Source organism: Rhodococcus sp. NPDC060176, assembly GCF_042728675.1.
Lineage (GTDB): Bacteria > Actinomycetota > Actinomycetes > Mycobacteriales > Mycobacteriaceae > Rhodococcus_F.
On record NZ_JBHWYS010000004.1, the window covers coordinates 396,561 to 422,879 of the forward strand.

A 26,319-nucleotide genomic window follows, 5' to 3' on the forward strand; every position below is an offset into this window, starting at 1 on the left:
GTTCGTGGCTGTGAGACTTCCGAATGCCTAGCGTGCTGGCATGAGAACAGAACTCGAGCATGCGCGCGATCGCGCGGAGGCGATGATCGGTACGCGGGAAACGCGAGAGCTGGGAAGGGTGCGTCCGGCGGAGTCCGTTGCGTTTGCGGTTGCCGCCGCCGAGACGGACTCCCGGTTTCTCGATCCGGAGCACCCGGCATTTGCAGTCCATCCGATGTATCTGCCTTCGCTATTGCGAGGTCCGCAAGGCGGCTCCGATCGAGAGTACCGAGAAGACGGCATGTTTCGTGACGAAGTGCCTGGCACAGACGGTATCGACGTGCGCTTGATGGCCGGCGGGCAGAGTGTGACGTTCTTGCGACCGGCCCCGCTGGGTGAGGCTGTCGTCGTAGGGCGCGTACTCGATACCGTGACGACCAAGGGCCGGGCTCCGGACGAGTTTCTGCTGCTCTCGGTCACCAAGACTTACCGGGGTGCACAGTCCGGCGCATTTGCCGAGGTCGTCGAGAAGTTCATCGTCCGATGACCGAAACAGTAGTGGTGGGCACGCCGATCGAATCGGTGACGTTGGTCTGCGATCCGGTTCGGATCCTTCGATTCGGGGCGTCGACGCACAATTCGCACCGTATTCACTACGACGCCTCCTATGCGCAGACGGAGGGGTTGTCCGCCCCGGTGGTCATGGCCCAGTTGCAGGGCACGCTGTTCTTTCGTGCCGCGTCACACTTTGCCGGTGGATACGAAGGAGTTGTGTCAGTCTCCTGGCAGAACCGTGCGCCCGCGCCCGTCGGAACCACGCTCGAGGTGTCGGGTGAAGTATCCCAAATCGACAGTGAACAAATAACTTTGGCGCTGCGGGAGCATTCGGACGATGGCGTGCTGTGTGCCGTCGGAACCGCTGTGGTGGTCCGGGTCTGCTGAGCGAACCGAATCCGTTGGCGTAGACCGCAATCTCACCCAAGATCTGTTTCATTCAAACGTTCAGTGTCGAGAGGACTTCACATGACTGGTGTCGAGGCGTCGGAAGCCACGTTCGCGCTGCCCGAGCGGCCACGAGCGGCCGGTCGGCAGGATTGGACGGCATGGCCGGGTTACAACGCAGCCGGCAGCGGATACCGCGGCTACTGGTACCCGGTCACGTGGTCGAACCACATCACCAAAGACCCCAAGAGCTTCACCATCTGTGGTGAAAAGCTGGCGATCATCCGCGACGCAGGCAAGGCATATGCCCTGCACGATCGGTGCCCGCACCGCGGCGTTCCGTTGTCCGAGGGCGATCAGCAGTTCCCGGGAACCGTCAGCTGCCCGTACCACGGCTGGACGTACCGGCTCACCGACGGCAAGCTGGCCGCGGTCATCACCGACGGTCCGGATTCCAAGATCTGCGGCAAGCTGAACGTCCAGACCTATGCGATCGAGGAGCGACTCGGTCTGGTGTGGGTGTACATCCCGATCGCCAACGAGCCGGCGCCGTCCATCGACGACCAGTTGCCGCGTGAGCTGGTGGAGAACAAGGGTATCGTCGGTGGTCGGATTCAGCCCCGAGAAGGCAACTGGCGCTTCGCATGTGAGAACGGTTTCGACGAGGGACATGCGAAGTACCTGCACCGCACCGCATTGTGGCGTCTGTTCAAGCCGATGCCGACGTGGAACATCACGAGCATCGTTCCGGAGGGACGCTGGATTTACCGCGTGCAGGAAGAGGTGTACTGGGAGGCGGAATTCCCGGGCGTGGGAACCTGGACGAACAAGCGGTGGTGGAAGAAGAAGCCGGACGAGACCCAGATTTCGCAGATCGGAAACGTCGGCGCCGGTCTGGACGTCAATCCTGTGATCGCAGCTCAGAACTTCCCCGGTTTTGCTTCACTGTCCATGCCGGGTGTCCTGCGCATCGCGTACCCCAAGTTCATTCACTACGAGTTCTACGTCCCGGTGGACGAAGACAACCACAAGTACGTCGGCCTCATGGTCAACTTTGTTTCCGGCGCAGCAAAATTGGGCTTCTACGCCAAGTATCTCGGCGCGATCCGCTGGCTGTTCCACGGTCAGTTCTCGGGTCAGGATGCGTGGATGGTCGAGGTTACCGACGCGCCGCCGGAGAAGCTGTACCGACCGGACGTGTCGCTGACGACGTGGCGAAATCTGGCAGAGGAAGAGTACGCCGAGAAGATCGCCGACGCGGCCAAGCACACCCCCAAGGCGCCGGTCAGGCCCACCCGGGAGCGACGGACGCCAACGCCCCGCTCGGCCCATGTCGCCGACGCTCAGATTCCCACCGGCACCAGCGAATAGGAAAGATACATGTTCAAGATTCTGACGGCTGTCGCTATCGGTGCCGCTGTTGCAGTGGCAGTTCCCAAGCTGTGGCAGCTGGCCGGCGAGCGCAGCAATACTCAGGTACACCAGGTCAATCCATGACCACTGCGAGGGCCGACGCTCTCGCAGGCCTAAGCGACGAGCGCCGGGAATGGGTCGAGCGAGCCTACGCCCATGTCGATCGTGCGCGATTGCGGGATCTCGCCACTTCGGTGGTGAACATTCCCAGTCCGACGGGTGACGAAGCACCGCTGGCCCGCCACATCACCGCGGTCCTGGCAGCGTCGGGCATCGAGGCCCACACAATGGATCTTGATGATCGGCAGGCGAACTCGTGGGGAAGGCTCCGCGGTGACGGGTCCGGACCGGATCTGTTGCTGTATGCGCCGATCGACACCGTCACGACGGGCGATCCGGCGGAAGACCTGCCGTGGGTGGGAAACGAGCTGCGAGCGGATCTGACGCCGCACGCTCAGTTCGACGAGAACTACGTGATCGGATTGGGTGCGTCGAACCCCAAGGGCCACGCCGTCTGCATCGTCGCAGCGGCCGAAGCAATTGCCGCAGCGGGCATTCCGCTTCGCGGTGACCTGGTACTCGGATTCGGCGCCGGCGGTATGCCGACCAATGCCCGCCCCGGTGTCGGAAACCCCCGACGCAACACCGGCCAGGGCGTCGGCTGCTCGTTCCTCCTGGAACAGGGAGTGTGGGCGGACTGCGCGCTGATCGCCAAGCCCGGCTGGACGGTTTCCTGGGAAGAAGTGGGCCTGGCCTGGTTCGAGATCACGGTGCACGGTCTGCACACCTACGTCGGCTCGCGCCACCGGTTGCCGTACCGCAACGCGATTACCGCCGCCGGCGAGGTGGTCGCCAAGTTGGAGGAATGGTTTCCGAAGTACTCGGCGGCGCATCAGGACGGTTTGGTCGCGCCTCAGGGGATCGTTGCCAACATCCGCGGCGGGTGGGAGCGAACAGCGTCGTTCACCCCCGAGCAGGTGCGCCTCACCGTCGATCTGCGGCTCAGCCCGCGGACGACGCCCACCGCAGCCAAGCGTGAACTCAAAGCCGTCGTGGCGGAGATCGCACAATCGCTGGATCTGCAGATTGATGTCGAACAGGTTCTTGCCATCCCCGGTGAGGGTTCCGACGCTCGAATGTGGTTGCGCCGCTCCGCAGTCGACGCGTGGGAGGCTGCCGAAGGAGAGCCGCATCAGGACTTCTTCGACGCTAGTGGAGCCACCGACGCAAACATCCTGCGCAGCCGCGGCATCCCGACGATTCGGGTGGGTATGCCCAAGGTGGTCGACGCACCGTTCGAGGTGGACTTCGCGATGGGGATGAACACTGTGGATCTGGCTGCGGCGGAGAGATTTACGAAGTATCTGATCCGAGTGGCTCTCGACACCGTCACCCGCTCGCTCGAGGAAGTAGGAATCGACTGATGGCGAAGATAGTTCTGGGTATCGGTGCCTCTCACAGCACCTTGATGAACACCCATTGGGAAGAGACGACGCACAAGGCGGAGGCCGAACGCTTCCGGGACGCGCTGTATCTGAGCCGGGAGAAGATCGCGGCGTCGAAACCCGATGTTGTCTTGATTCTCGGCTCCAATCACTTTCGCGGTTTCTGGCTGGATCTGATTTCCGGCGTTCACTCTCGGAGTCGGAGAGTGCATTTCCAGTGGCGAGTCAGGAACACCCAAGGGGCCGCAACGGGTCGACGTGGAGTTCGCCAGGCACCTTGCAAACGAGCTGATCGAAGGTGGCCGGTTCGATCTCGCCTACTCGGCGCGATTGCAGATCGATCATGGTCAGTCTCACGCGATTCAGTACCTTCTCGACGGAATCGATGTTCCGATAGTGCCGTTGGTGGTCAACGTATTCGCGCCGCCTCTCCCGACGTTCAAGCGATGTGAGGAAGTGGCGAGGGCCCTGCGGGATGCCGTTGCGTCGTATCCGGCGGATACCCGCGTCGTGGTGATCGCGTCCGGTGGATTGTCTCATCGTCTGCCCTGGCCGGACTGGCGTGATCCGCACGGTGAGGACGAGGATTTCATGGTTCAAGCCTGGCTGGACGGCCGGGAGAACTGGTCCGACTACGACGTCCGGCGACGCCAGATCATCCGCGCGGCCGATGCCGCGATCACTCCGGAGTTCGACGACCGAATTCTTGATCTGTTTGCCAGCGGCAAGGCAAGTGAGCTTGCCGAGTTCACGACGCAGCAGATCGAAGACGAGGCGGGCAACGGTGCGCAGGAGCTGCGGACCTGGCTCATGATGGCCGCGATGCTCGACTACGTTCCAGGTGAACGTCTTGCCTACGAAGCGATTCCCGAGTGGCTCACCGGTATGGGTGTCACGATTCTCGATCCAGCTGGAACACCCAGCGCAACAACATAATCTGCACCTTCAGTAAAGGAAGTTTCTCTGATGACAATCTGGAACGAACTTGCCGGACTCGATTTCGAGTTGACGACCGTCGACGCGGGCGGTGTGCCCACGCGCTCTCTGCAGGCAGGATCCGGTGACGAGGCCGTGATCTTCCTGCACGGCACCAGCGGACACCTCGAGGCATTTGCACGCAATATTGCGCCGCATGCCGAGTCTTACAGGGTTCACGCGATCGACATGCTCGGCCATGGTTACACCGGCAAGCCTGACTACCCGTACGAGATTCCGCGTTACGTCGAGCATTTGGTGAACTACCTCGACGCGGTCGGACTGGACCGTGTGCACTTGGTGGGCGAAAGCCTCGGTGGTTGGGTCGCTGCCTACCTGGCCAGCGAGCAGCCCGAACGTGTTCTGTCGCTGCAGTTGCTGGCAGCAGGTGGAACAGTCGCGAACCCGGTAGTCATGGAGCGTATCAAGACGTCGACCGCGAAGGCCGTCCAGAGCGATGACATCGAATTGACCCGCGCACGTATGCAGTTGCTCATGCATGATCCCGCCGATGCAACCGAGGAATTGGTTCAGGCTCGTCACCGGATCTACCATCAGCCTGATTTTGTCGCCAACATCCACAACCTCCTTTCCTTGCAGGAGATGGAGGTTCGCCAGCGGAACCTGCTGCGCCCAGATCGAATGGCACTCATCAAGGCGCCGACTCTTGTGGTCTGGGGTCAGGAAAATCCGTTCGGTGATGTTCCGGAAGCGAAGAAGATGGCCGAGGATATTCCGGGCGCTCAGCTCGAACTCTACTCGGAGTGCGGTCACTGGCCGCAGCACGAGCAGGCAGCGAAGTACAACCCGCTGAGCCTCGAGTTCTTGGCAAAGGCATCAGCCGGCGCGAAGGCAGCTATCTGAGAAGTTCCTGCCAAATATACTGCTGCGTAATGGAGCCGGCCTCTCGATCGGGAGGCCGGCTTCCGCGTTGTCGAAGGTACAGTCATCGTCTTACCCGAAGGAGTTCTGGTGAAGAAAGTACTTCTGCTCACGGCCGACGCCGACAACGGACTCGGTACCGCAATCCGTGACGCGGTCGGAGGTGAGGCGGAGGTAGTTCGATTACCCGAACGCACCACGGGGGCGCTCCGTGCGGAGTTGCCGACGTGCGACGTCGTGGTGGGGGACTGGAGTGGTGATCTGCCACTGGGTAAGGAGGAAGCAGAGCTCGGCCGGAATGTGCTCCTCGTCCAACAGCCCGGTGCCGGAACCAATTTCATCGATGCGGAAGCCTGGCGCGCCACCGGAGTTCCGGTCGCGAATACCCCCGGTGCAAACGCGAATTCGGTTGCGGAGTGGGCAGTGCTCGCGGCAGGTGGGTTGTGCCGCTCCATGTTCTGGGCGCACAACGAGGTTACCGATGGGCGCTGGCCACAGGAATCCATCCTGACACGCGATTGCCGCGATCTGGCGCAGCGCCGGGTCGGCGTCGTAGGTATCGGCTCGATCGGCCGCCGGTGTGCAGAATTGTTTGCCGCCTTCGGTTGCGACGTCTACGTCACTGCCCGTTCGAGACCGCGTGACACTGTGGCTGCGACGTTTGTGTCACTCGACGAGTTACTGCCTCTCGCGGATGTCCTGGTGCTGGCCGTCCCGCTTACGGAATCAACTCGGGGACTGATCAATTCCCATCGAGTTGCGCAGTTGCCCACCGGAGCGATCGTGGTCAATGTGGCGCGCGGCGCTGTCGTCGACGACGTGGCATTGGCGCGTGCCTTGCGTTCCAGGCATGTCGGCGGCGCTGCCCTCGACGTGTTCGACGTTGAACCACTACCGATTTCGAGCCCGCTCCGTGGATTCGATTCGACCCTCCTGAGCCCGCACGTCGCCGGCGGCAGCGCCGGAGCGCGTGCGTCGATCTACTCGATGACGGCGCAGAATGTCGCCAGTGCGCTGCGCTCGCAGACAATTCGGTGGACATTGTGATTCGGTGGACATTGTGATGGAGGGCCGTGTTACCGCAGTATTTCGGTCCGCACGTTCCTCCAGGTGCAGTGTTTCGCCGAGGTAAGTTCCTGTCCTCGGTCCGCACGGTGGACCGGGTTGGTTCTCGGGTGTAGGTACGCACGGCTAGGTTTGCTCTCCACGACCCGCAACTGCGGCACAGATCACAAACAAAGGTGTGAGTAGATGGCCTCGCTGTCAAAGTTTGGAAGGACTGCTCTTGTTTCGGCTGCGCTGCTGCTGACCGTTGCAACCGGCGCATGCAGCCGCCCGGCGACGCAAAGCACAGCTGATTCCGCCGGAAGTGGACCACTGCGTATCGCAGTCGGAATCGATGCTTCCTACGCTCCGTTCTTCGTGGCGGATCAGGAAGGCATGTTCGACGCTGCCGGTTTGGACGTCGAACTCGTCCAGTTCGGTCGTGGTGGCGAGGCCGTCGACGCACTCTCGACCGGGCAGGTCCAGATCGCCGGTAGCTCCGATACGACAACGATCGCCCAGTTGCGTCAGAATCCGTCGTTGCGTGCGATGTACTCGTACGAGGCGTCGGGTGACTACATCAAGGTCGTGCTGCGTAACGGTGTCGACTCGCCGACTGCGATCAAGAAGATGGGCATCGTCCCAGGTCTCAGCCAGATTTCGACGGACAAGTACCTTGCTGCCAACTCCATTACCCCCGGTTCGGTCGAGATGATCTCGGCGACCCCGACTGACATGCCCGCACTGCTCAGCCGCGGCGACATCGACGGGTTTGTCCTGTGGGAGCCGTGGCCGGCCACCGCCCTGGATCAGGGAACCGGCCACGTGGTGGCAGTAACCGGAGACTATGGCTGGTTCTATCATCATTGGGCGATCACGACGGCTCCGTGGTTGTCGGCCAACGAAGAGACAGCGCGAACCGTCGCGAAGGTGCTCGACGAGGCAACGCGCAAGGTCGAGTCGGATCCGGGCGTGGCAGCGTCCGCGACCAAGGCGGCTGTGAATGTCAGCGAGGATCAGACTATTGCCGCGGTGGACGAGATCGACTTCGCTGTGGTGAATCTCGAAGCTACGGATGTCGAGTCGGCTCAGTCGATCGTAGATTTCTACAAGTCGATCGGTGTTCTCAGCGACCAGCCGGATCTCGAATCGGCAATGCTTCTGGATTGGCACAAGGATGGTGCACAGTGAGTATCGCAACAAGTAATTCAACATCTAGCGCGGCAAATAGCGCGGGTGCAGGTGGTCCTGGCAAAAAGAACACCGGTGTTGCCATCGACGTGCTCGACCTCGGAATCAGCTTCGGCGCGGCGGAGATCGTCGCCGGAATCGACATGCACGTGCAGCCAGGGGAATTCGTCTGTCTGCTTGGTCCGAGTGGCTGCGGCAAGTCGACGCTGCTGTCGTCCATGGCCGGCTTCGTGGAACCCAGCGCCGGCGAGATCGTGTGCGACGGAGATGTCGTCGACGGTAGTAACCGCCACGCAGGCATGGTGTTTCAGAGCTCCGAAGCGTTGTTCGAATGGATGACCGTGAGCCAGAACGTGGCCTACGGCCCCAGGATGCGTGGAGCGAACCGCAGCGAGCAGGCCAGTATTGCGGCCGAGTACCTCGCGATGGTCGGCTTGCCCCACGCGGGTGCGAAGTTCCCCTCGCAGCTGTCCGGCGGTATGCGGCAACGTGTTCAGATCGCACGAGTTCTTGCCAACCAGCCGTCGTTGGTTCTCATGGACGAGCCGTTCGGTGCGTTGGACGCTCAGACTCGTCAGGTTCTGCAGACCGAACTCGACCGTATCTGGCGGCACACCCGCTGCACCGTGGTATTCGTGACTCACGATATCGACGAGGCGCTGACGTTGGCTGACCGTGTGATCGTGATGTCGGCTGGCCCGCGGGCCCGGATCAAGAGCGTCTACGAGGTCAATGCAGCTCGTCCGCGAGACCGCAACGATCCCGAGGTGATCGAGCTCTACGAGAAGCTGCGGGACGACATTCGGGCAGAAGTGGTTGCGTCGCTGCGGAACCAAGGCATTGAGGAGGACGAGCTGTGACGGCTGTAGTGACCGGTGGTTCAGCCGGTGTGAGAACAGCGAAGGTGGCGCAGACAAAAAAGCGTTCGTCGGCGCGGCGATCCAAGATTGTCAAAGCGACGCTGATGTATGCAGCCTCAGCGGCAATCGGTTTGGGCATCTGGTCGTTCCTGGCGTGGTGGTACGGGCCGACCACTATTGCATCACCGGCCGAAGTTTGGTCGGCGGCACAGGAACTGTGGGAGAGCGGCGTTCTGTGGTCGTCGATCACCGCATCGGGTCAGCGAATTCTCATCGGCTGGTTCCTGGGTGTCGTGATCGGTGCTCCCGTCGGAATTCTGATGGGACGCATTGCCATCGTGCGTCAGCTCCTCGATCCGTACATCGAGTTCTTCCGGTTCATTCCGCCTATTGCGTTTGTCACTCTCGCCGTCGTGTGGTTCGGCATCGGTGAGACGTCGAAGGTTGTTCTGATCTTCTACACCTCGGTATTCATCGTCACGGTCAGCACGATTGCCGCGACTGTTGCGATCAGCGAGAACAAACTGCAGGCAGCGGCAAATCTTGGTGCCAACAAACTTCAGATCATGAAGACGGTGGTCCTGCCCTCGTCGATCCCCGGCATCGTCACGGGCGCTCGCCTGGCGATGGGCAATAGCTTCCTCACCATCGTGTCGGCGGAGATCGTCGCCGCCGACCAGGGTATCGGTTCGATGATCTGGCAGGCTCGAAACTACGGCCGGATCGACTGGACGTTCGTCGGCATCATCGTCCTGGGCATCATGGGCTTCATCTTCGACCGGATCCTCCGCATTCTGTCCTCGCGGTACCTCGCCCGTTACGGCGTCAAATAGTTAGGAGCGCAGCATGAATCACCCGCTGAGCATTGCCGAGCAGGCCGGAATTCCGGGACCGTCCGAGTTCGCCGACGTCGAGAGTGAGCGGCGTCGACGCAAGACCGCCGTTATCGGCGGGTATCGGATCCTGTCGAAATTCGGTTTGGACGAGGGAATCTCGGGACATATCACCGCCCGAGACCCAGAAGATCCGGAGACTTTCTGGACTGCGCCGTTCGGGCGGCACTTCTCCCAGGTTCAGCCGGAGGAATTGCTGCATGTGGCGTCGGACGGCACGGTCATTTCCGGAGACGGACCGCTCAACCGGGCAGCGTTTGTCATCCACAGCAAGGTTCACGAGGCTCGTCCCGACGTCATCGGAGCTGTTCACGCCCACGGTTTGAACGGTAAGGCGTTCTCCTCGCTGCACACCCGTCTCACGCCGATCACTCAGGACGCGTGCGCCTTTCACGAGGATCACTCGATCTACGAGGAGTATCACGGGGTGGCGCTGGACGAAGAGGAGGGGATTCGCATCGCGGATGCCCTCGGATCGAACAAGGCCGTGATCCTCACCAACCACGGCCATCTGACCGTCGGAACTTCCGTGGAGAGCGCAGTGTGGTGGTACGTGTCGATGGAGCGGTCGATGCAGGCGGAGCTGACGGCGCGAGCCGCCGGTGATCCGGTTGTCCTGCACGAGAAGATCGCGGCGCAGACCTACGAGGCAGTCGGCACCGAGAAGGTGGGGTGGTTTGCGTACTCGACCATCATCCAGAAGATCGCAGCAGACGAACCCGAGGTATTCGCGCACCGAATTCTTGCGAGCACTGAATTCTTGCGAGCATTGGGCCCGTCGACAGAGAGGTCGGCGGGCCCTTTTCGTGGCGTCCCGCAACTGTTACCGAGGTCTGTTGAGCGGACCGGTTTCATTTGCGGGAGTCCGTCGGCGCAATACCGTATCGAGTGTGAACACAACGTCTTCCACGGCGACCGACAACGAGATCGGCGTCGATATTCTGATCATTGGTGCCGGCCCCGCCGGGCTATACGGCGCGTACTACGCAGGCTTCCGCGGCCTCTCGGTTGCCGTGATCGATGCCCTTGCGGAACCGGGGGGACAGGTCAGTGCGATGTACCCGGAGAAGGCGATCCTCGACATCGCGGGATTCCCTTCGGTCAAGGGACGCAACCTCATCGAGGGTTTGATGGCGCAGGCTGCCCCGTTCGATCCGGTGTACCTTCTGGGCATGCAGGCTCGTGAGCTGTCGCATGACGACGACGGCCGGGTGCGGATCACCACCAGCATGGGCCAGGTAGTGGTGGCCGGCGCGGTTGTCATCACCGGCGGCATCGGAACCTTCACCCCGCGTCCGTTGGCGAAGGGTTCGGAGTTCATGGATCGGGGGCTGAGTTACTTCGTCCCGGATTTGTCGGCGCACACCGGGAAAGACGTTGTGATCGTCGGTGGCGGCGACAGCGCGTTCGACTGGGCCGTTCACCTGGAACAGATTGCCAAGTCCGTCACCCTGGTTCACCGGCGAGATCGTTTCCGCGCGCACAAATCCACAGTCGCCAAGGTGCAGGAAAGCAGTGTCCAGGTTCTCGTCAACGCCGATGTCTCGGCGGTACGTGGAAACGGGTGGATCGGCGAGGTCGACATCACCCACAAACACGACAAGAGCACGTCCACGCTACCTGCTCAATCCGTCATCGCCGCATTGGGATTCACGGCCGACCTCGGTCCGATGATGGAGTGGGGAATTGAGATCGACAATCGCCACATCGCGGTGAATACACGGATGGAGACGAATGTTCCGCGTGTGTATGCCGCCGGGGACATCACGGATTATCCCGGCAAGGTCCGCTTGATTGCTGTCGGTTTCGGCGAAGCCGCTACTGCGGTGAACAACGCTGCGGCAGTACTGGATCCGGAAGCGGAGATCTTCCCTGGACACTCCACCGAACAGGAGGGTTAGGCCATGGCATTTGTCATCGGTGAAGCATGCATCGACTACACGGACCGATCGTGCATGGAAGAATGCCCCGTGGATTGCATCTACGAGGGTGATCGCAAGCTTTACATCAACCCGAACGAATGCATCGACTGCGGCGCTTGCGAATTGGCCTGCCCAGTGGAGGCGATCACCGTCGACCGGAAAGCAGACCCGGATTTCAAGGAAGACAACAAGCGCTTCTTCCTCGAGATCTTGCCTACACGTAGCGATCCCGTCGGAAATCCGGGTGGTTCGGCAAAGATCGACATCGTCGGCGTCGATACCCCGATGGTTGCGGCGTTCTGATGGTTGACGCCCTGCGACTCGGATACGTGGATTCGTCCTTCGGGCAATTGCATTACGCGCAGCAAGGTTCGGGTGAGGCGATTCTCCTGCTTCATCAGGCGCCCCGTTCGTGGGACGAGTTCCGCGAGCTCATTCCACTTCTTTCCGACGACTTCCGCGTTGTCGCGATGGACATGCCGGGGTACGGCAACAGTGCTCCGGTGCCCGGCCCGCAGACCATCGAGACTTATGCGCGAGGCGCGTGGGAATTGCTCGACATCCTGGGTGTCGATCGAGTCACGGTCATCGGCCACCACACCGGTGCGGCAGTGGCGCTCGAAATGGCGGCATCTCGCCCCGACAGGGTGCACGCTGCTGTGCTCTCGTCGTGCCCGTGGACCGACCGCAACTACCGCGAGGGGCACTCGGGACCCGGTGGGATCGACTGCGTCGACCGGGTTGCAGACGGTAGCCATCTCACCAGGCTGTGGGAGATGCGTCGCCCCTACTACCCCGAACCAGGCACCGCGCTGCTCGACAGGTTCATCCGAGACGCGCTTGCCTACCGGGTAGATCCGGCGGAGGGGCACAAAGCCTGCGCCCGCTATGTCATGGAGGCGAGAATCGGTTCGGTGACTGCGCCGGTTTTGCTGATCGGCGCGCAGAAGGATCCCTTCTCGATGCCTAACGTTGCGCCGTTGCGTGCACACCTGAAGGGTGCGGCAGTGGTGGAAACGGAAATCGTCGAATCGGGGACCGTCGCGCTCGTCGAGGAGCACGCTCCGCAGATTGCATCCGCCGTCTGCATGTTTCTGGAGAATTACGCAGGTAGACGCCCCGTGTAAAATCTGCGGGACGGGTTCACTGAGCGGACCATGTGGCGTGCGTCTCACCGTGTCGTCACCATAGTGTCAGTCTCGAAGCACCTGCACCTAACGAGGACCCTACTGGTTTCGGTCGTTGCGGCACTCGGTCTCGGCAGGCTGTCACAGATCGTTCAGGAGGACACTCATGGCCGCTCCACAACAATCCGTCGGGTTCGGATCCGTACTGCCCATCGCGTCGGAAACGACCGCTGCATCGCAGCCTGCAGGTGAACTATCCTCGGTCCTGGGCAAGTCTCGAATGATCTTGGATGCTTTCGACACGGACCACAGTGATTTGTCTCTGACGGAGCTCACTCGGCGCAGTGGGGTCGCGAAAGCGACGGTTCACCGGTTGGCCGGCGAGCTGGTCGAGTGGGGATTGCTCGAGCGCGCGGGTACCAAGTACCGGCTCGGCCTGCGATTGTTCGAGCTGGGCCAATTGGTGCCGCGTCAGCGGATTCTGCGCGACGCGGCGCTGCCGTACATGGAGGACCTACTGCTGGCGACACAGGAGACGGTTCACTTTGCGGTTCGTGACGGCATCGACGTCCTCTACATCGAGAAGATCATCGGACACCGCGGGCTCAATCAGCAGTCGCGGGTGGCCGGTCGGCTCCCGCTGTACTGCACCGCCACGGGCAAGATCATCCTTGCCTTCTCCCCGCAATCGGTCTTCGACGAGGTAGTCGAGCAGGGTTTCACGGCCTTGACCAGTCGAACGACGATGTCCGTCAGCGTGCTGCGCCAGCAAACCGAGCGGATGCGTAAGGAACAACTCGCGGTGGAAGTCGAGGAGACACGGCTCGGGTACATGAGCGTCGCAGTGCCGGTGTTCAGCGGCCCGCGCACTCTGGCCGGTGCGTTGTCTGTGACAGCGCCGACGGCTCGCCTCAACGTCAGCCGCATCACCGGGGCCCTGCGCACTGCCGGCGCCGGAATCACCCGAAAACTTCATGCCATGAAGTGCACACATTCGCCGACCGACCCGCTGGCTCTGCGCACGATCTGCAGTCCGGTGATGTGTTCGTTCAACGGTTGCGGCAAGTAGCGAGGCGCGGTCTATCGCCGGGCGCGGAACACGCTCTTCTCGCAGTCCCAGGTGTGTGGGCCGACGCCCCTCTCCCGTAGCACTGCTTTCTGTACCTTCCCGGTTTCGGTGAGTGGCAACGTGTCCACGACGTCGATGTACCGGGGAAGGGCAAAGTACGGCAGCTGTTGCTGGGAGAACTCCAGAATCGAGATGGGGTCGAAAGCTACTCCGGGGCGAAGTATCACAGCTGCCATGACGTCGTCCTCGGCCAGATCCGACGGTACCGGGAAGACGGCCACCTGGCCGACCGACGGATGCAGCGCCAGAACGGTTTCCACCTCGGCCCCGGAAATATTTTCACCGCGGCGTCGAATCACGTCTTTGATGCGATCGACAAATCGAAACCAGCCGTCTGCTTCCCGAATCACTCTGTCGCCGGTGTGTATCCAACTCTCCGGCGCCGGAATCTCCTCGCCCAGATAGCCCAGTGAACAGGCGCCGGGTATCGTGCTGCGGACCACCAGTTCGCCGGGCTTTCCGTCGGGGACAACAGTACCGTCGTTGACGACTGCGGTGTCGTAGCCGCTCATCGCCCGGCCCATGTACCCGGCCCGCCGATCTCCCGGAAGCGTGCCGATCACGAGATTGGTTTCGGTACTTCCGAATCCGTCCACGAGTTCCACACCGAACCTCTGGGCAAACGGTTCGATCAGGTGTGCCGGCGTTGCAGGGGCAAGCGCGACGTGGACGCTGTGCGCTCGGTCTTGCGGCGAGGAGTCCGCGTTCATCAACATGGCCACCATCGCGCCCAGCAGGTAGTCGACAGTTGCCCCGATCTCGCGAACTTCACGCCAATGATTGCGGACCGAAAAACGTTGGCCCAGGACAAAAGTAGACCCGGCCCAGAGCGACTGAACAAAGGCATTGAGCGCATTGGTGTGAAACAGCGGCAGACAGTTGTACAGCACATCGTCCCCGGTGAGCCCGAGTGAGGCGCCGACGCCTTTGCCCCACTGCAGGAACTGCGCGTGCGGGCATCGGACGCCTCGGGGCATGCCGGTGGTGCCGGAGGTGAAGAGTATTGCGGCCAGGTCGAGCGGATCGAGGGTCTCGGGCTCACAGCCCGGATGCGAACCGGCAGTGGGGACGTATTGTTCACCCATGACCCACACGGTGCCGTCGAATTCGGCTACAGCGCCTGAGTATTCGTGTGAAACCAGGATCCGTTGTACACCAGCCTGTTCGAGTGCGCTGGCAACACTGTCGGCTCGGAGGGCCGTATTGAGTGGGACGACAACCGCACCGATCCACGTGCATCCGAGAACAAGGTCTGCCAGTTCGATCCTGTTGCCGGACAGTGCCGCCACGCGCTCCCCACGGCCGACACCGTGATTGCGAAGATCCGCCCCCATCGACGCTGCACGATCCCGCAATTCGCGGTAGGTGACCGTGATCCCGTCGACGACGAGGGCCGGGTGCTCCGGACGCTCCAGAGCTCGCCTCCGGATCAAATCCGGAAGCGAGCGCGGAATGGCATGTGCGTCGCGGGGCATGGGTAATTGTATCCCTCAGGGTACGACGACCGCCCGGCCGGCAACCTTGCCCTCGCCCATCAACTGCAGTGCCGTTGCGATGTCATCCAGCGGAAACTCCTGCACTGCAACGGAAATCTTGCCTTCGATGAGCAACCGGATCATTTCGGATGCCAGCTCGGCTTGCCGGGCAGTCTTGCGAATCATGTTGACGGGCAAGATCCGAACATCGCTGAGCAACCAGTTCGGCAAGTCCAGGGTGAGGCTCTTACCCAAGGTGTATCCGATCAGGGCAGCCCTGCCGCCGGGGACAACACTCGCCAGAAGGTGCGGCAAGCCGTCGCCGCCAAGCGTGTCGATCACGGCGTCGACGGAAGGCTCGGATCCCAGCACTCCGGCAAGTTCGTCGCCTTGCCCGACGACGGGACTCACACCCTCCGGAAGCAAGGCAGCCTGATCTTCGCGCGGTACAACACCGATTACCTCGGACGCTCCGGCAAGCAGAGCGAACTGTGCTGCCATCGATCCGACAGCACCGGATGCTCCGGCGACAACAACTCGTTCGCCGGGAGCGACGGCTGCAATGTCGTTGACGGCAACATAGCCGGTTGTGCTGGGCAGGAAAAAGGTTGCGGCGACGGCCGGCGACAGTGCGGGATCAAAGGGTGTGAACGCCTTGTCTGCCGCTACCAGATACTCAGCCCAGCAACCGTTCTTGAAAAGGCCGACTCCGCCGCCGCGGACCAGAAGGCGGGTGCCAGGCTCATAGGTGTCGGATTCGATCACCGTCGCCGCTCCGTCTGTTCCACCGATATGCGGCAGGTTCGGCTTGACTCCGAAGTTTCCGCTCGCGACGGTGATGTCGAGATGGCCGAGCGCGGCAGCGTCGATGCGCACGAGCGTCTGACCGGATTCACGTGTGGGAATGTCGATGTCGTCGATTATCGGTGAAGTGCCGAACTGATGGAGTCGGGCCGCGCGCATTGTGTCTCCTAGTAGCGATCTATGAATGGATGTACTGAATATGAGTGCGGTCAGGACAGGATCGACTGGTCGCGAAGTCCGGCGATCAGTTCGTCGCTGTATCCGAGCACCGACTCGAGGACGTCGTCGGTGTCCGCGCCCAGCACCGGCGCAGCGCGTCGGATCGAGCCGGGTTCGGAGTTCCGGCGAACGGGGATGCCTTCGTGGAGGAATGTTCCGGCGAGGGGATGTTCCTGCGCCAAATAGAAACTGCGTGCCCGAAGATGTGGATCGCCCTCGACCAGGTCGCGTCCGTCCTGGATGGTGCCGGCCGCAATACCCGCCGATTGCAAGCGTTCCATGACTGTTTCGGGTGACAGAGTCCTGGTCCAGTCGGCGATGGCGTCGTCGATACGTTCGTGATCGGCTTGGCGACTTTCCGGACTCGCGAAGTCAGGATTGTCGATCCATTTCTCTGCTCCGATGATGCGGCACAATGTATTCCATTCCGTGGTGTCGCGAACGGCAATCGAGCACCACCGGTCGCTGCCGAGGCACGGGTACACGCCGTGTGGTGCCAGTTCGTGATGGCTGTTGCCGATCGGATCGGGGGACTGTGACCGAGCGGCCCGAAGAACGCTGGTACTCATGTGCGCTGCCATGGCTTCGAGTTGTGACAGGTCAACGTGCTGTCCCCGGCCGGTCCGGTCGCGGTAGTCGAGGGCTGCCAGCACTGCGACGCCGGCTTGCAGTCCGGCGACTATGTCGCCGTGGCCGTAGATGACTCCGACAACGTCATCGGCGTTCCAGCCGGTCAGTGCGGTCAATCCGGTACTTGCCGAAACGATGTCGGCATACGACACCCAGTCCTTGCGAGGACCGGTGTGACCCATGCCGGACATCGACACGTAGATGATATCCGGGTTGAGCTCCCGCAGTTGTTCGTAGCCGAGCCCCATCTTGTCCATGACCGACGAGCTGAAATTTTCGACCACGACGTCGGAGTTCCTGATCAGGTCGCGCAGTACCGAAAGACCCTCTGCGGATCGGGTATCGAGTGTGATGCTGCGCTTGTTGCGGTTGACGTCGTTGAAGTACCCGCTGGTGTTCGGATTGTCGTGCGGTCCACGCGAGAGATGCATGAACGGTGCAAAGCGAGTCGGGTCCGGGCGTCCGATCGATTCGACCTTGATGACCTCGGCGCCGTGGTCGGCAAGGATTCTGGTGCCGTACGGGCCCGCCAGCACCCACGTGAGATCCAGGACGCGAACACCTTCGAGGCTGGGCGTGCTGTCACCGCTGAACTCGTGGGTTTCGTTCACTGCCACAGGCGAGGTGGCCTTCAAGAGTTCCTGATGCTGACCCAACCGGGCAGCCTCGAGCGTTCCGATGCGCCGGCCTTCGGGGAAAGCGAAGCCGAACCCGAGATCGCGGTAGGTACCGTGATCGCCGGTCACGTCGGTGAAGAAGTCCCGGTCGTTGAGTTGCGGGTTACGCAGCAGTTCTTCGGGCCGGTCGACCGCTGCCCACGGCAACTTGCGTGACTGCGCGCTGACTGCGAATTCTTCCTTCGGCCACTTCGCGATGAAGGCGGACAGAACGTCGAAAATATGTTCCTGATGCGTCTTTCGGTAGACCGCGTCAGACCATTCGGGTTGGTCGAGATCGTCCTGAGCATCGTTGTCGATCAACCAGGCCAGCATGCCGTCCCACATGCGGGGGCTACCGCCGAGGCCGCCACCGACATAACCGTCGGCGGCCTGGAACAGTCCGTGCGGAACGAGCGGATGTACCCGGCCCGGGCGCGGCGGGACGCGGTCCTCGTGAATGTAGGCAAGAGTGCCCGCTTCCAGCGCGGCGGCAACACATTCCTGAGCGCTGATCTCCAGCAACGGGTTTTGGCCCTTGGATCGCGAACGCAGTCCGAGAAGCACGCCGATTGCGGCATTGATTCCGGCGAGCTGCTCAGCCTGGAGTTCGGGGAGCAGCAGTGGAGGGTGCTCGGGGTCGCCGACCTGGGCCATCATCCCGCCGAGTGCTGCGACGGTCAGATTTGTTGCCTTCCAGTCACTTCGCGGTCCGGTTGTGCCGAAGGGTGTTACTCGTACGTGAACGAGGGATCCTCGGTTGTCGGGTAGAGCGCCGGCCGGGCTGCCGTCGAGCAGGACGTCGGCACTGCGCAGCAGTGTTTCGAACGCGAGGCGATCGTTGCTGTTGTCGATATCGAGGACAACGGACTTCTTGCCTGCATGCCAATGCAAGTACGAATCACCCTGGGACTCGGTGCGACTGGGGTCACCGGTGGGTGGTTCTACCAGAATGACCTCGAAACCCAGCCCGACCAGGATGCGCCCGGCGAATCGCGCAAACGGACTGGAAATCTCTACGACCCGTACCGGGGGATGCACCACAACTACTCCGTTTCAATCGAAAGATATCGCCGAACCGACTGGTGTCGAACGTAGTTCTACGGGCCGGTGGGCGACATGATTTCGGTCTGCCCACCGGACCCGTTCTCACTCTCCGCTCAGGCGGCGTTCTGCTCGACCCATCCCGAGAGGAGGACAGCCGACGGATCGATGTCCGCGGAGATCTTGCCCTGCTCACGGAAGAACGCAACAAGTTCGTTTGCGCGCTCCACGTCGTCATCGGTGAATCCGCGTCCACCGAAATCGATTTGGGTCACTCGGTCTGCGGCTTCGGCCGGGTCCATCTGGATGGCCGCGGCGATTGCGGTTGCAGCCCGATCGGGATCCGAGTTCACGATTGCCGACGCTTCGGAGATCACCTTGAACACCTTGCCTGCGGTTTCTTCGTTCGCGGACAACCAGTTGTCCGAAGCGATGATCCACTGCGCGTACTTGGCGCCGAAGTCGCCGGTCGTGGCGACGACGCGTCCACCGGTATTGACACTCTGCGTCACCCAGGGGTCGAAGGACAGGAAGCCGTCGATGTCACCGCGCGCCAGCAAAGCAGGCTGTTCGGGCGGGCTTGTGCTCACGAGTGTGACCGTCGTGGGGTCGATGCCGAGACTGGCCAGGTACTGGTTCGTGAAGTAGAGACCGATGCCGGGGAAGACGCCCATGGTCTTGATCGACTTCGGTTCGACGCCGTTCCTCAGTACAACCTGGAAGTACCGGTCGGATTCCTGAAATACGCCCAGCGCCCGCAGGCTCGGATTGGCGGCCATGACGGACAGTGCCGTCGAGTCGGCATTGCCGGAGAGTTCCGAGGTTCCGGCTACGACGTTCTGGGCGCCGGCTGCCCCGCCTTCGGTCTGGATGACCTGGACGTCGAGGCCGGCGGCCTCGAACATGCCCTCGTGGTCGGCGAGGAAAATCGGGGCGTACGACGGGTCTACACCTACCGCGATCCGTACCAGGCCATCACTTTCGGCGGAGTTGTCGGTAGCGGGGCGGGTGCATCCGCTGACGGCGATCGTCAGGGCGGCGAGAGAAGCGACTGCGCCCACCCATTTCTTCTGAAATTTGTTGAGCATGATGGCCTCTCGGTAAATGGGAGCTGTCAGTGTCCGGTGAAGGTGGGGGACCGCTTGTCGAGGAATGACTGAAGTCCCTCAGCGGCGTCGTCCGTCTTGATCAGTTCGAGCACTGCCTCGAATTCGAGGTCCAGCGCTTGATCGAGCGGCAACGACATGCCTTCGTCGACAATGCGTTTGATCATTCCGATGGTGGCAGTGGGTTTCGACGCGAGTTCGCGTGCGAGGTCTGCGCAATGCGCATCGAGGTCGGCGTCTGCAACGACGGTGTCGACCAGGCCGATATCGAGTGCATGCTCGGCGCTGAGCCGCTTGCCTTCGATCATGAGCACTTTGGCTCGGTGAGCACCGATGAGGCGTGGAAGTCGTTGGCTGCCACCGGCACCCGGAAATAGCCCAAGTCCGATCTCGGGGAAGCCGATGGTCGCCGACTGCGCCATGATGCGGAAGTCGCACGCCAACGTCAGTTCTGCTCCACCGCCGAGTGCGTGCCCGTTGATCTTCGCGACAACAGGTTTGGGAGCCGCCTCTAGGATCCGCTGTACGTCGACCCACGGGCGCATCGCGCGCTGAGTTTCTTCCGTCAGCTCGCGCATCACGGTGATGTCTGCACCGGCGATGAAGAAGCGGCCCGTACCCGTGATGACAATGGCACGGACGCTTTGATCTGACGCGAGTGTCGGCAGTAAATCCAGAAGCTCGGCGATCAGGCTGGGATTGAACGCGTTGGCGGGAGGTTTGTCGATGACGACGGTGGCAATCGAGTGTGTGACGTCGACGGTGACGAAGTTGTAGGTCTGTCTCGTCAAGTGAGCTCCTGTCAGCGGGATGGCGGTGTACACCGGTCGAGTCGGGGGTGTGCCCAGGGAAGTATGGAGCGGGACCCTCACACGGCGATACTGCCCGGGTTCGTTCAGTAGACCGATGCCGAACAGTGATCGCGCGGGACGTTTCTCTTGCTGTGATCGTGGCTGTGACAGGATTGAACCCGTGAATTCTGCAGTACAGCCTCAGCCCGGCGCGTCTCCTTCGAAGCGTCCCGAGTCGATTTTCACGATAGGGACCAGGCTCGAGGACAGGCTCGGACGTACCGGCACCATCCACACACCGCACGGCGACATCGCGACGCCGTCGTTCGTGGCCGTCGGAACCAAGGCCACGGTCAAGGCCGTGCTGCCCGAGTCCATGAAGGAACTCGGTGCGCAGTCGGTGCTCGCCAATGCGTACCACCTGTACCTGCAGCCGGGACCCGACATCGTCGACGAGGCCGGCGGGCTGGGCAAGTTCATGAACTGGGACGGCCCCACCTTCACCGACAGCGGCGGCTTTCAGGTGATGTCTCTTGGCGTCGGGTTCAAGAAGGTGCTCGCGATGGAGGCCGTCGGTGTGCAGTCCGACGACGTCATCGCGAAGGGCAAAGAGCGTCTCGCGACGGTCGACGACGAGGGCGTGACGTTCAAATCGCACCTCGACGGCAGCAAGCATCGCTTCACCCCCGAGGTGTCGATGCAGATCCAGCATCAACTCGGCGCCGACATCATGTTCGCGTTCGACGAGCTCACTACGCTGCTCAACACCCGCGGCTACCAGGAGCGATCGGTCGAGCGCACGCAGGCGTGGGCGATCCGCTGCATCAACGAGCATGAGAAGCTCACCGCCGAACGCGCCGACAAGCCCTACCAGGCACTCTTCGGCGTGATCCAAGGCGCGCAGTACGAGGATCTGCGTCGTCAGGCCTGCCGTGGCCTCGAGTCGATCGAAGGCGAGAACGGATACGGCTTCGACGGTTACGGCATCGGCGGTGCCTTGGAGAAGCAGAACCTCGGAACGATCGTGCGCTGGTGCAACGAGGAACTACCCGAGAAGAAGCCGCGTCACATGCTCGGGATCAGCGAACCGGACGACTTCTTCGTCGCAATCGAGAACGGTGCGGACACCTTCGACTGCGTCAACCCGTCGCGTGTTGCTCGCAATGCTGCGATTTACGTCCGTTCCGGCCGGTTCAACATCAACACCAGCCGGTTCCGCCGCGACTTCACACCTATCGACGACGAGTGCGACTGCTACACCTGCGCCAACTACACCCGCGCGTACATCCATCACCTCTTCAAGGCGAAGGAAATGCTCGCGTCGACGCTCTGCACCATCCACAACGAGCGATTCACCGTGAAGTTGGTCGACGACATCCGAGCCAGCATCGAAGGTGGGTATTTCCACGACTTCAAAGCGGACATGCTCGGAAAGTTCTACGCGGCGAAGACGCCTGCACCTCAAGCGTAGGTCGGTTCGCGCTTTTTCACGTAGGCGATGACGCGGTAGGTGATCGGCATGACCAGTACCTCGACAAGCGTTTTCCACAGGAAGCCGACCAACACGTAGTTGATGAAGTCTTCCCACGTGCTGATGCCGATGACACCGGCTGCGATGGAACAGAAGATGAGGGTATCGGCGAATTCGCCGACGACGGTCGAGCCGATCAGGCGCGCCCACAGGTGCCTCTCCTGCATGCGCTTTTTCATCATGACCAGCACCAGGGAGTTCAGGAGCTGGCCGACGAGGTAGGCGGCCAAGCCTGCGACCAGTAGCCGGGGAATGACGCCCACTACGGTTTCGAGGGCGGCCTGGTTTTCGTAGAACTCTGCCGACGGGAGCTGCACGGCAATCCAGAAGCACGCGGCAGCAAGGATCAGTGCGCCGAAGCCCAGGTAGATCGCGCGTCGGGTCGCTTTGAAGCCGTAGACCTCGCTGAGCACGTCACCGAGGACGTAGGCGAGCGGGAACAAGAAGAATCCACCATCGGTGATGATGGGCAGAATCTGCAAGGGACCGAGCGAGAAGTCGGAATCCGCAAAGAAGGCGACCCCCTTGGTCGCCGCCACGTTCGAGATCAGCAGCGTTGCGGTGAAGAGCGCGACGATCGTCGGGTAATAACCCCGGCTGACGTGCGCAAATTTGGTTTCGTGGGTCGATTCGTCTTGCTGATCCTGAGCTGTCACGTCCGTCATCCAAGCACCACAAGGCGCTCGGATGCGAGTTGGCGACCGTCCAGTTGTGCAGAACACACCGAAGGCCCTGCGGTTTCACGTGGAACCGCAGGGCCTTCAGTGACGGGATGAAGCCTGATCAGAGTGCTGCTACGAAGCGTCCTGTGATGACGCGATACGCATAGGTGCCGGCGATGAGAGTGACCGGACCGGTGACCAGCAATCCGAGACCGCAGAGCAGTGCGCCAACGAGGTTGATGCCGATTGCCGCGAGTGCCAGGAGAAGCAGCGGGCCGACATTCTTGGAGATGACGCTGGCGCTCGACTTGATTGCGGTGACGGGATCTTGATCCTGATCTATCACGAACTGCAGCGTGAAATAGGTCAGGAATGCGATGACGATGCCCGGAATGATCAGCAGGACGAGGCCGATCGCTACCGCAAACCCGACCAAGATGCTCGCCAGAATAACGGCGCCGATGTTCGAGAACTGGAAGAAGGAACCGAATGCAGGCTTGTTGCCGTCGACTTCGTGGAGGGCACCTCGAACGTAGGCAGCCTGGATCAGGATGCTGACGACGATCGAGACCAATCCGCCGATGATGCTCAACGCAGACACCGAGGTCGAACCGTCGGTCGAGAAATCGAAGCCACCGAACAACAGGTTGATGCCAAACGAAATCAAGCCCGCGACAACAGTGATGCCGATCCAGGTCAACGCATTGTTCTTGAAGCGTTCCCAGCCGTAACTCAGCGCGGCACCCACAGAAAGCTGTGGTCCACCGAATCCTGCGCCGTAGTCATTGGCGGGCGGCGGCGGGAAGTTGGCACCTCCGGGAGGTGGCGGGTATCCACCAGGCGGCGGATAGTTTCCGCCGGGAGGGGGATAGCTTCCGCCTTGAGGCGGCGGCGGATATCCACCTGGCGGCGGGTAATTGCCACCTTGAGGAGGTGGGGGGTATCCACCGGGCGGCGGGTAGCTTCCGCCCTGCGGAGGCCCCGCCGGCGGGGGATAGCTCCCTGGAGGAGGCGTTCCCTGCTGGCCGTAGGGATCCTGGGGCGGGAATTGCTTTCCGTCCTCGGGATTCTGGTTGGGGTCGTGCCCACCGGTTGTCATATGCGCACCTAACCCTTGACTACCTGAGTTCCACCAGCGAGCTCGTCATGCTTGCCCTGCTTGGTGGGGCTGTTGTTGATCGTGACCGCGATGACGATGTAGGCGACCAACGCGAGGATTCCGCCGATGATCGGAATGATCGAGAGCAACGTGAAGGCGTTGCGAATCGCAGACTGCTGGACGGAGGGGCGAGGTGCGCCGCCCGGACCGTGTACTGAAAGGCCCAGAATCATCTTTCCCAGAGTCCGACCCTGCGTTACTTCCATTGCGATGAAGTAGGCGAAGGTCAGAATTCCCGAGAAGAGTCCGCTGACAAGAACATTTCCCAGATCACTAACCAGAACCGTCAAGATAATGGCGACGATTCCGACGATGATGGCGTCGATGACGCGAGCGCCGAATCGAATACCAAGTCCACCGGCTTCGGCACCAGAAGGCAGCCGGTTTCCTGCCCCGTACGCACCCTGGTCGTTGAACTGCGGCGGCGGGAAGTTGCCACCCTGCGGAGGCGGCGGGTATCCACCGGGCGGCGGGTAGTTACCACCTTGAGGCGGCGGGAAGTTCCCGCCCTGCGGAGGAGGCGGGTAGCTGCCTCCCTGCGGAGGACCGGCGGGAGGTGGGTAACTTCCGGGAGGAGGTGTTCCCTGCTGGCCATATGGATCCTGGGGTGGGAATTGCTTCCCGCCCTCTGGATTCTGGTTGGGGTCGTACCCGCCGGTTGTCATGTGTTCCCCTCAGTCGTAAATATCGCGCTCGAGTGTGACAGTGGATATGACCCTACTGGGATCAAAGAGCTATGTGGATGACATCTGCTCACTTGGATTCGGAGGTCACCTGTGGTTTAGGCTGCGTTGTATGACGAGTTCCGGGGGCAACAACGACGATTCTTCGAGCGATTACCAGGCAAAACCTGGATACGGAGAATTTCCGAGCCTGCCTCCCGAGGGGTACGGCGTGTCCCCGTCCGAAACGCAGTCTTCACCTGAAGTTCCCGGATATACCACTCCCAACGAGCAGTACCCGGGTTATCCGCCGCCGTCGTACAACCCGCCCGGTGATAACCCCCAGCCGGGCGGAATCGGTGAACCGAACCCGTACCTGCCGCCGCAGAATTTCGGGCCGCAGAATCAATATCAGCAGAATCAATATCAGCAACCCGGACAATACGGACAAGCTCAATACGGACAAGGTCAATACGGACAGGCTCAGTATGGCCAACCTCCGAACCCGTACGGTCAGCCGAATCAATTCGCGGGTGGGTACGCACCGCCGATGCAGCCGGTCGGCACCAACGGTCTTGCAATTGCATCGCTGGTTGTGTCACTTGCGGGCGGTTGCTTCTACAGTCTCGGCGGAATCGTCGGAATCATCTTGGGTATTGTCGCGCTCAATCAAATCAAGCAGACAGGTCAACAGGGACGCGGGCTTGCGATAGCCGGAATTGCGGTCGGCGCCGCCTTCTTGGCAATTTTTGCCGTGATTCTCGTAGTCGCACTCATAGCGAGTGCATCGTCGTCGTACTGAAGTGGCGAGCGCTCACACGGGAGTGACGATGGACGACGCAGGAAGTGGCTTACCGAAGTAATAACCCTGGCCCATGTCGCAGCCGGCGCGCAAGACGTTGGCTGCGTGTTCGGCGGTTTCGACGCCCTCGGCTATCGAATCGAGCCCGAGCTTCCTAGCGATGCCGGCGATGGACTCCATGACCATGAAGGCGCGCTCTCCAGCACGACCCGCTGCGCTGACCGCCCAGGTCAACGATTGGTCGATCTTGAGAATGTCGAGCGGCAATTCCGACAACGCGGAGAACGACGCGAAGCCCGCCCCGAAATCATCGAGGGCAATTCGAATTCCTTCGTTGTGCAGAATGTGAAGAGTCTCGGCGGCATGCCGACCGACGACGCCGAGTTCGGTGACTTCCACGATGATTCTGCTCAGTGGGGTTTGTGAACTGTCGAGCGCTCCGAGGATTTCGTGAGCGGCGTGCGGGGTAGCGAGTTGGCGAGGCGAAAAGTTGACAGCGACCATCATGTGCTCGGGCCACGACGCTGTCTGGGCGCAAATCATGTCCAGAGCTTGTAATCCGATGGGAATGATGAGTCCGGAAGACTCGGCGGAGCGCATGAAATCTTGAGGCTCGATCAACCCTCGAAGTGGATGGCGCCACCGCAGAAGGGCTTCATAGCTGATAATTGCTGACGAGTTCAGATTGACCTGGGGTTGATACAACACCTCGAATTGATGGTCGTCGAGTGCCTCGCGAAGCTCGCGGACCATGCGCATTCCTTTTCGTCCTGAGTCGCCCGTGCCGCACGTGCGTGTCAGCGTGGATGCTGCAAGTGGGTACTGCGGTCGGATTCCAGGTTCAGATCCCGGGCGTAGTTTTGCAGGGATCACTCGCCCTGAACTGCCTTCGCCAGTCTTGACCGTACTTCACTATTCGAGAATTGCCAACGAATAGCTATTGCGGACGGCTTTGGTATATCGGACAATCGAGCTT

25 protein-coding genes and 1 pseudogene are annotated in these 26,319 nt (G+C 61.5%); 17 read left to right on the forward strand and 9 right to left on the reverse strand.

Annotated features, from left to right (window positions below; translation table 11 throughout):
• The first annotated feature begins 40 nt into the window (after nt 1-40).
• The 15 genes and pseudogenes from ACFWEM_RS21470 (at nt 41) to ACFWEM_RS21540 (ending at nt 13,742) form a co-directional block, all read left to right on the forward strand.
• Nucleotides 41-526: a hypothetical protein gene (locus tag ACFWEM_RS21470; protein WP_378536792.1), complete on the forward strand. Its 486-nt coding sequence runs from the start codon at nt 41-43 to the stop codon at nt 524-526.
• Nucleotides 523-921 (forward strand): acyl dehydratase, encoded by a 399-nt coding sequence (locus ACFWEM_RS21475; RefSeq protein ID WP_378536795.1) that lies wholly within the window; start codon nt 523-525, stop codon nt 919-921. The genes ACFWEM_RS21470 and ACFWEM_RS21475 overlap by 4 nt, the downstream gene beginning before the upstream one ends.
• Nucleotides 922-1,002: 81 nt before the next feature.
• Nucleotides 1,003-2,292 (forward strand): Rieske 2Fe-2S domain-containing protein, encoded by a 1,290-nt coding sequence (locus tag ACFWEM_RS21480; protein ID WP_378536796.1) that lies wholly within the window; start codon nt 1,003-1,005, stop codon nt 2,290-2,292.
• Nucleotides 2,293-2,414: 122 nt separating this feature from the next.
• Entirely contained in the window at nt 2,415-3,758 is a 1,344-nt protein-coding gene (locus ACFWEM_RS21485; RefSeq protein ID WP_378536798.1) for a M20 family metallopeptidase, read from the forward strand.
• A gap of 279 nt (nt 3,759-4,037) precedes the next feature.
• Nucleotides 4,038-4,715 carry a catechol 1,2-dioxygenase gene (locus ACFWEM_RS21490; RefSeq protein ID WP_378536800.1) on the forward strand — a complete coding sequence of 226 codons (678 nt, stop codon included), beginning with the start codon at nt 4,038-4,040 and terminating at the stop codon, nt 4,713-4,715.
• Nucleotides 4,716-4,745: 30 nt separating this feature from the next.
• On the forward strand, nt 4,746-5,618 hold the full coding sequence (locus tag ACFWEM_RS21495; RefSeq protein WP_378536802.1) for an alpha/beta fold hydrolase: 873 nt from the start codon (nt 4,746-4,748) through the stop codon (nt 5,616-5,618).
• Between the two features lie 108 nt (nt 5,619-5,726).
• Nucleotides 5,727-6,683 carry an NAD(P)-dependent oxidoreductase gene (locus ACFWEM_RS21500; protein ID WP_378536804.1) on the forward strand — a complete coding sequence of 319 codons (957 nt, stop codon included), beginning with the start codon at nt 5,727-5,729 and terminating at the stop codon, nt 6,681-6,683.
• Between the two features lie 204 nt (nt 6,684-6,887).
• Nucleotides 6,888-7,871, forward strand: a complete 984-nt coding sequence (locus ACFWEM_RS21505) for an ABC transporter substrate-binding protein (protein ID WP_378536806.1) — start codon at nt 6,888-6,890, stop codon at nt 7,869-7,871.
• On the forward strand, nt 7,868-8,731 hold the full coding sequence (locus ACFWEM_RS21510) for an ABC transporter ATP-binding protein (RefSeq protein WP_378536808.1): 864 nt from the start codon (nt 7,868-7,870) through the stop codon (nt 8,729-8,731). Before ACFWEM_RS21505 ends, ACFWEM_RS21510 begins: the two co-directional genes overlap by 4 nt.
• On the forward strand, nt 8,728-9,564 hold the full coding sequence (locus ACFWEM_RS21515) for an ABC transporter permease (protein WP_138871461.1): 837 nt from the start codon (nt 8,728-8,730) through the stop codon (nt 9,562-9,564). The genes ACFWEM_RS21510 and ACFWEM_RS21515 overlap by 4 nt, the downstream gene beginning before the upstream one ends.
• Before the next feature lie 13 nt (nt 9,565-9,577).
• Nucleotides 9,578-10,354 (forward strand): annotated as a pseudogene (locus tag ACFWEM_RS21520) (class II aldolase/adducin family protein); the annotation flags it as partial.
• 160 nt (nt 10,355-10,514) lie between these two features.
• Nucleotides 10,515-11,525, forward strand: a complete 1,011-nt coding sequence (locus ACFWEM_RS21525; RefSeq protein ID WP_378536810.1) for an NAD(P)/FAD-dependent oxidoreductase — start codon at nt 10,515-10,517, stop codon at nt 11,523-11,525.
• 3 nt (nt 11,526-11,528) lie between these two features.
• Nucleotides 11,529-11,849, forward strand: a complete 321-nt coding sequence (locus ACFWEM_RS21530) for a DUF362 domain-containing protein (protein WP_378536812.1) — start codon at nt 11,529-11,531, stop codon at nt 11,847-11,849.
• Nucleotides 11,849-12,673, forward strand: a complete 825-nt coding sequence (locus ACFWEM_RS21535) for an alpha/beta fold hydrolase (RefSeq protein WP_378536814.1) — start codon at nt 11,849-11,851, stop codon at nt 12,671-12,673. Before ACFWEM_RS21530 ends, ACFWEM_RS21535 begins: the two co-directional genes overlap by 1 nt.
• A 166-nt stretch (nt 12,674-12,839) precedes the next feature.
• A complete protein-coding gene (locus ACFWEM_RS21540; RefSeq protein WP_378536817.1) occupies nt 12,840-13,742 on the forward strand; it encodes an IclR family transcriptional regulator in 903 nt (300 codons plus the stop codon).
• 11 nt (nt 13,743-13,753) lie between these two features.
• Here ACFWEM_RS21540 and ACFWEM_RS21545 read toward each other — a convergent pair whose 3' ends face one another.
• The 5 genes from ACFWEM_RS21545 to ACFWEM_RS21565 all read right to left on the reverse strand — a co-directional run bounded on the left by ACFWEM_RS21545 (nt 13,754) and on the right by ACFWEM_RS21565 (nt 20,527).
• Nucleotides 13,754-15,277 (reverse strand): AMP-binding protein, encoded by a 1,524-nt coding sequence (locus ACFWEM_RS21545; RefSeq protein ID WP_378536820.1) that lies wholly within the window; start codon nt 15,275-15,277, stop codon nt 13,754-13,756.
• A 15-nt stretch (nt 15,278-15,292) separates the two neighbouring features.
• Complete coding sequence (locus ACFWEM_RS21550) at nt 15,293-16,240, reverse strand: zinc-binding alcohol dehydrogenase family protein (protein WP_378536823.1); 948 nt, start codon at nt 16,238-16,240, stop codon at nt 15,293-15,295.
• Nucleotides 16,241-16,290: 50 nt separating this feature from the next.
• Entirely contained in the window at nt 16,291-18,627 is a 2,337-nt protein-coding gene (locus ACFWEM_RS21555) for a CoA transferase (RefSeq protein ID WP_378536825.1), read from the reverse strand.
• A 119-nt stretch (nt 18,628-18,746) separates the two neighbouring features.
• Entirely contained in the window at nt 18,747-19,718 is a 972-nt protein-coding gene (locus ACFWEM_RS21560) for an ABC transporter substrate-binding protein (protein WP_378536828.1), read from the reverse strand.
• A gap of 26 nt (nt 19,719-19,744) precedes the next feature.
• Nucleotides 19,745-20,527 carry an enoyl-CoA hydratase/isomerase family protein gene (locus ACFWEM_RS21565; RefSeq protein ID WP_378536831.1) on the reverse strand — a complete coding sequence of 261 codons (783 nt, stop codon included), beginning with the start codon at nt 20,525-20,527 and terminating at the stop codon, nt 19,745-19,747.
• A gap of 181 nt (nt 20,528-20,708) precedes the next feature.
• Between ACFWEM_RS21565 and tgt the strand changes: the two genes are divergently transcribed.
• The gene (gene tgt / locus ACFWEM_RS21570; RefSeq protein ID WP_378536834.1) at nt 20,709-21,998 is read left to right on the forward strand and encodes a tRNA guanosine(34) transglycosylase Tgt; all 1,290 of its coding nucleotides are present in this window, start codon (nt 20,709-20,711) and stop codon (nt 21,996-21,998) included.
• Here the strand turns inward: tgt and ACFWEM_RS21575 are convergent.
• The 3 genes from ACFWEM_RS21575 to ACFWEM_RS21585 form a co-directional block, all read right to left on the reverse strand.
• Nucleotides 21,989-22,723, reverse strand: a complete 735-nt coding sequence (locus ACFWEM_RS21575) for a queuosine precursor transporter (RefSeq protein WP_378536837.1) — start codon at nt 22,721-22,723, stop codon at nt 21,989-21,991. The genes tgt and ACFWEM_RS21575 overlap by 10 nt on opposite strands.
• Before the next feature lie 118 nt (nt 22,724-22,841).
• Nucleotides 22,842-23,819 carry a hypothetical protein gene (locus ACFWEM_RS21580; RefSeq protein WP_378536840.1) on the reverse strand — a complete coding sequence of 326 codons (978 nt, stop codon included), beginning with the start codon at nt 23,817-23,819 and terminating at the stop codon, nt 22,842-22,844.
• 8 nt (nt 23,820-23,827) lie between these two features.
• Complete coding sequence (locus tag ACFWEM_RS21585; protein ID WP_378536844.1) at nt 23,828-24,544, reverse strand: RDD family protein; 717 nt, start codon at nt 24,542-24,544, stop codon at nt 23,828-23,830.
• Between the two features lie 130 nt (nt 24,545-24,674).
• On the opposite strand from ACFWEM_RS21585, the gene ACFWEM_RS21590 reads away from it, so the two are divergent.
• Nucleotides 24,675-25,343 (forward strand): DUF4190 domain-containing protein, encoded by a 669-nt coding sequence (locus ACFWEM_RS21590; protein WP_378536846.1) that lies wholly within the window; start codon nt 24,675-24,677, stop codon nt 25,341-25,343.
• 12 nt (nt 25,344-25,355) lie between these two features.
• Here ACFWEM_RS21590 and ACFWEM_RS21595 read toward each other — a convergent pair whose 3' ends face one another.
• Entirely contained in the window at nt 25,356-26,096 is a 741-nt protein-coding gene (locus ACFWEM_RS21595; RefSeq protein ID WP_378536848.1) for an EAL domain-containing protein, read from the reverse strand.
• Nucleotides 26,097-26,319 lie beyond the last annotated feature (223 nt).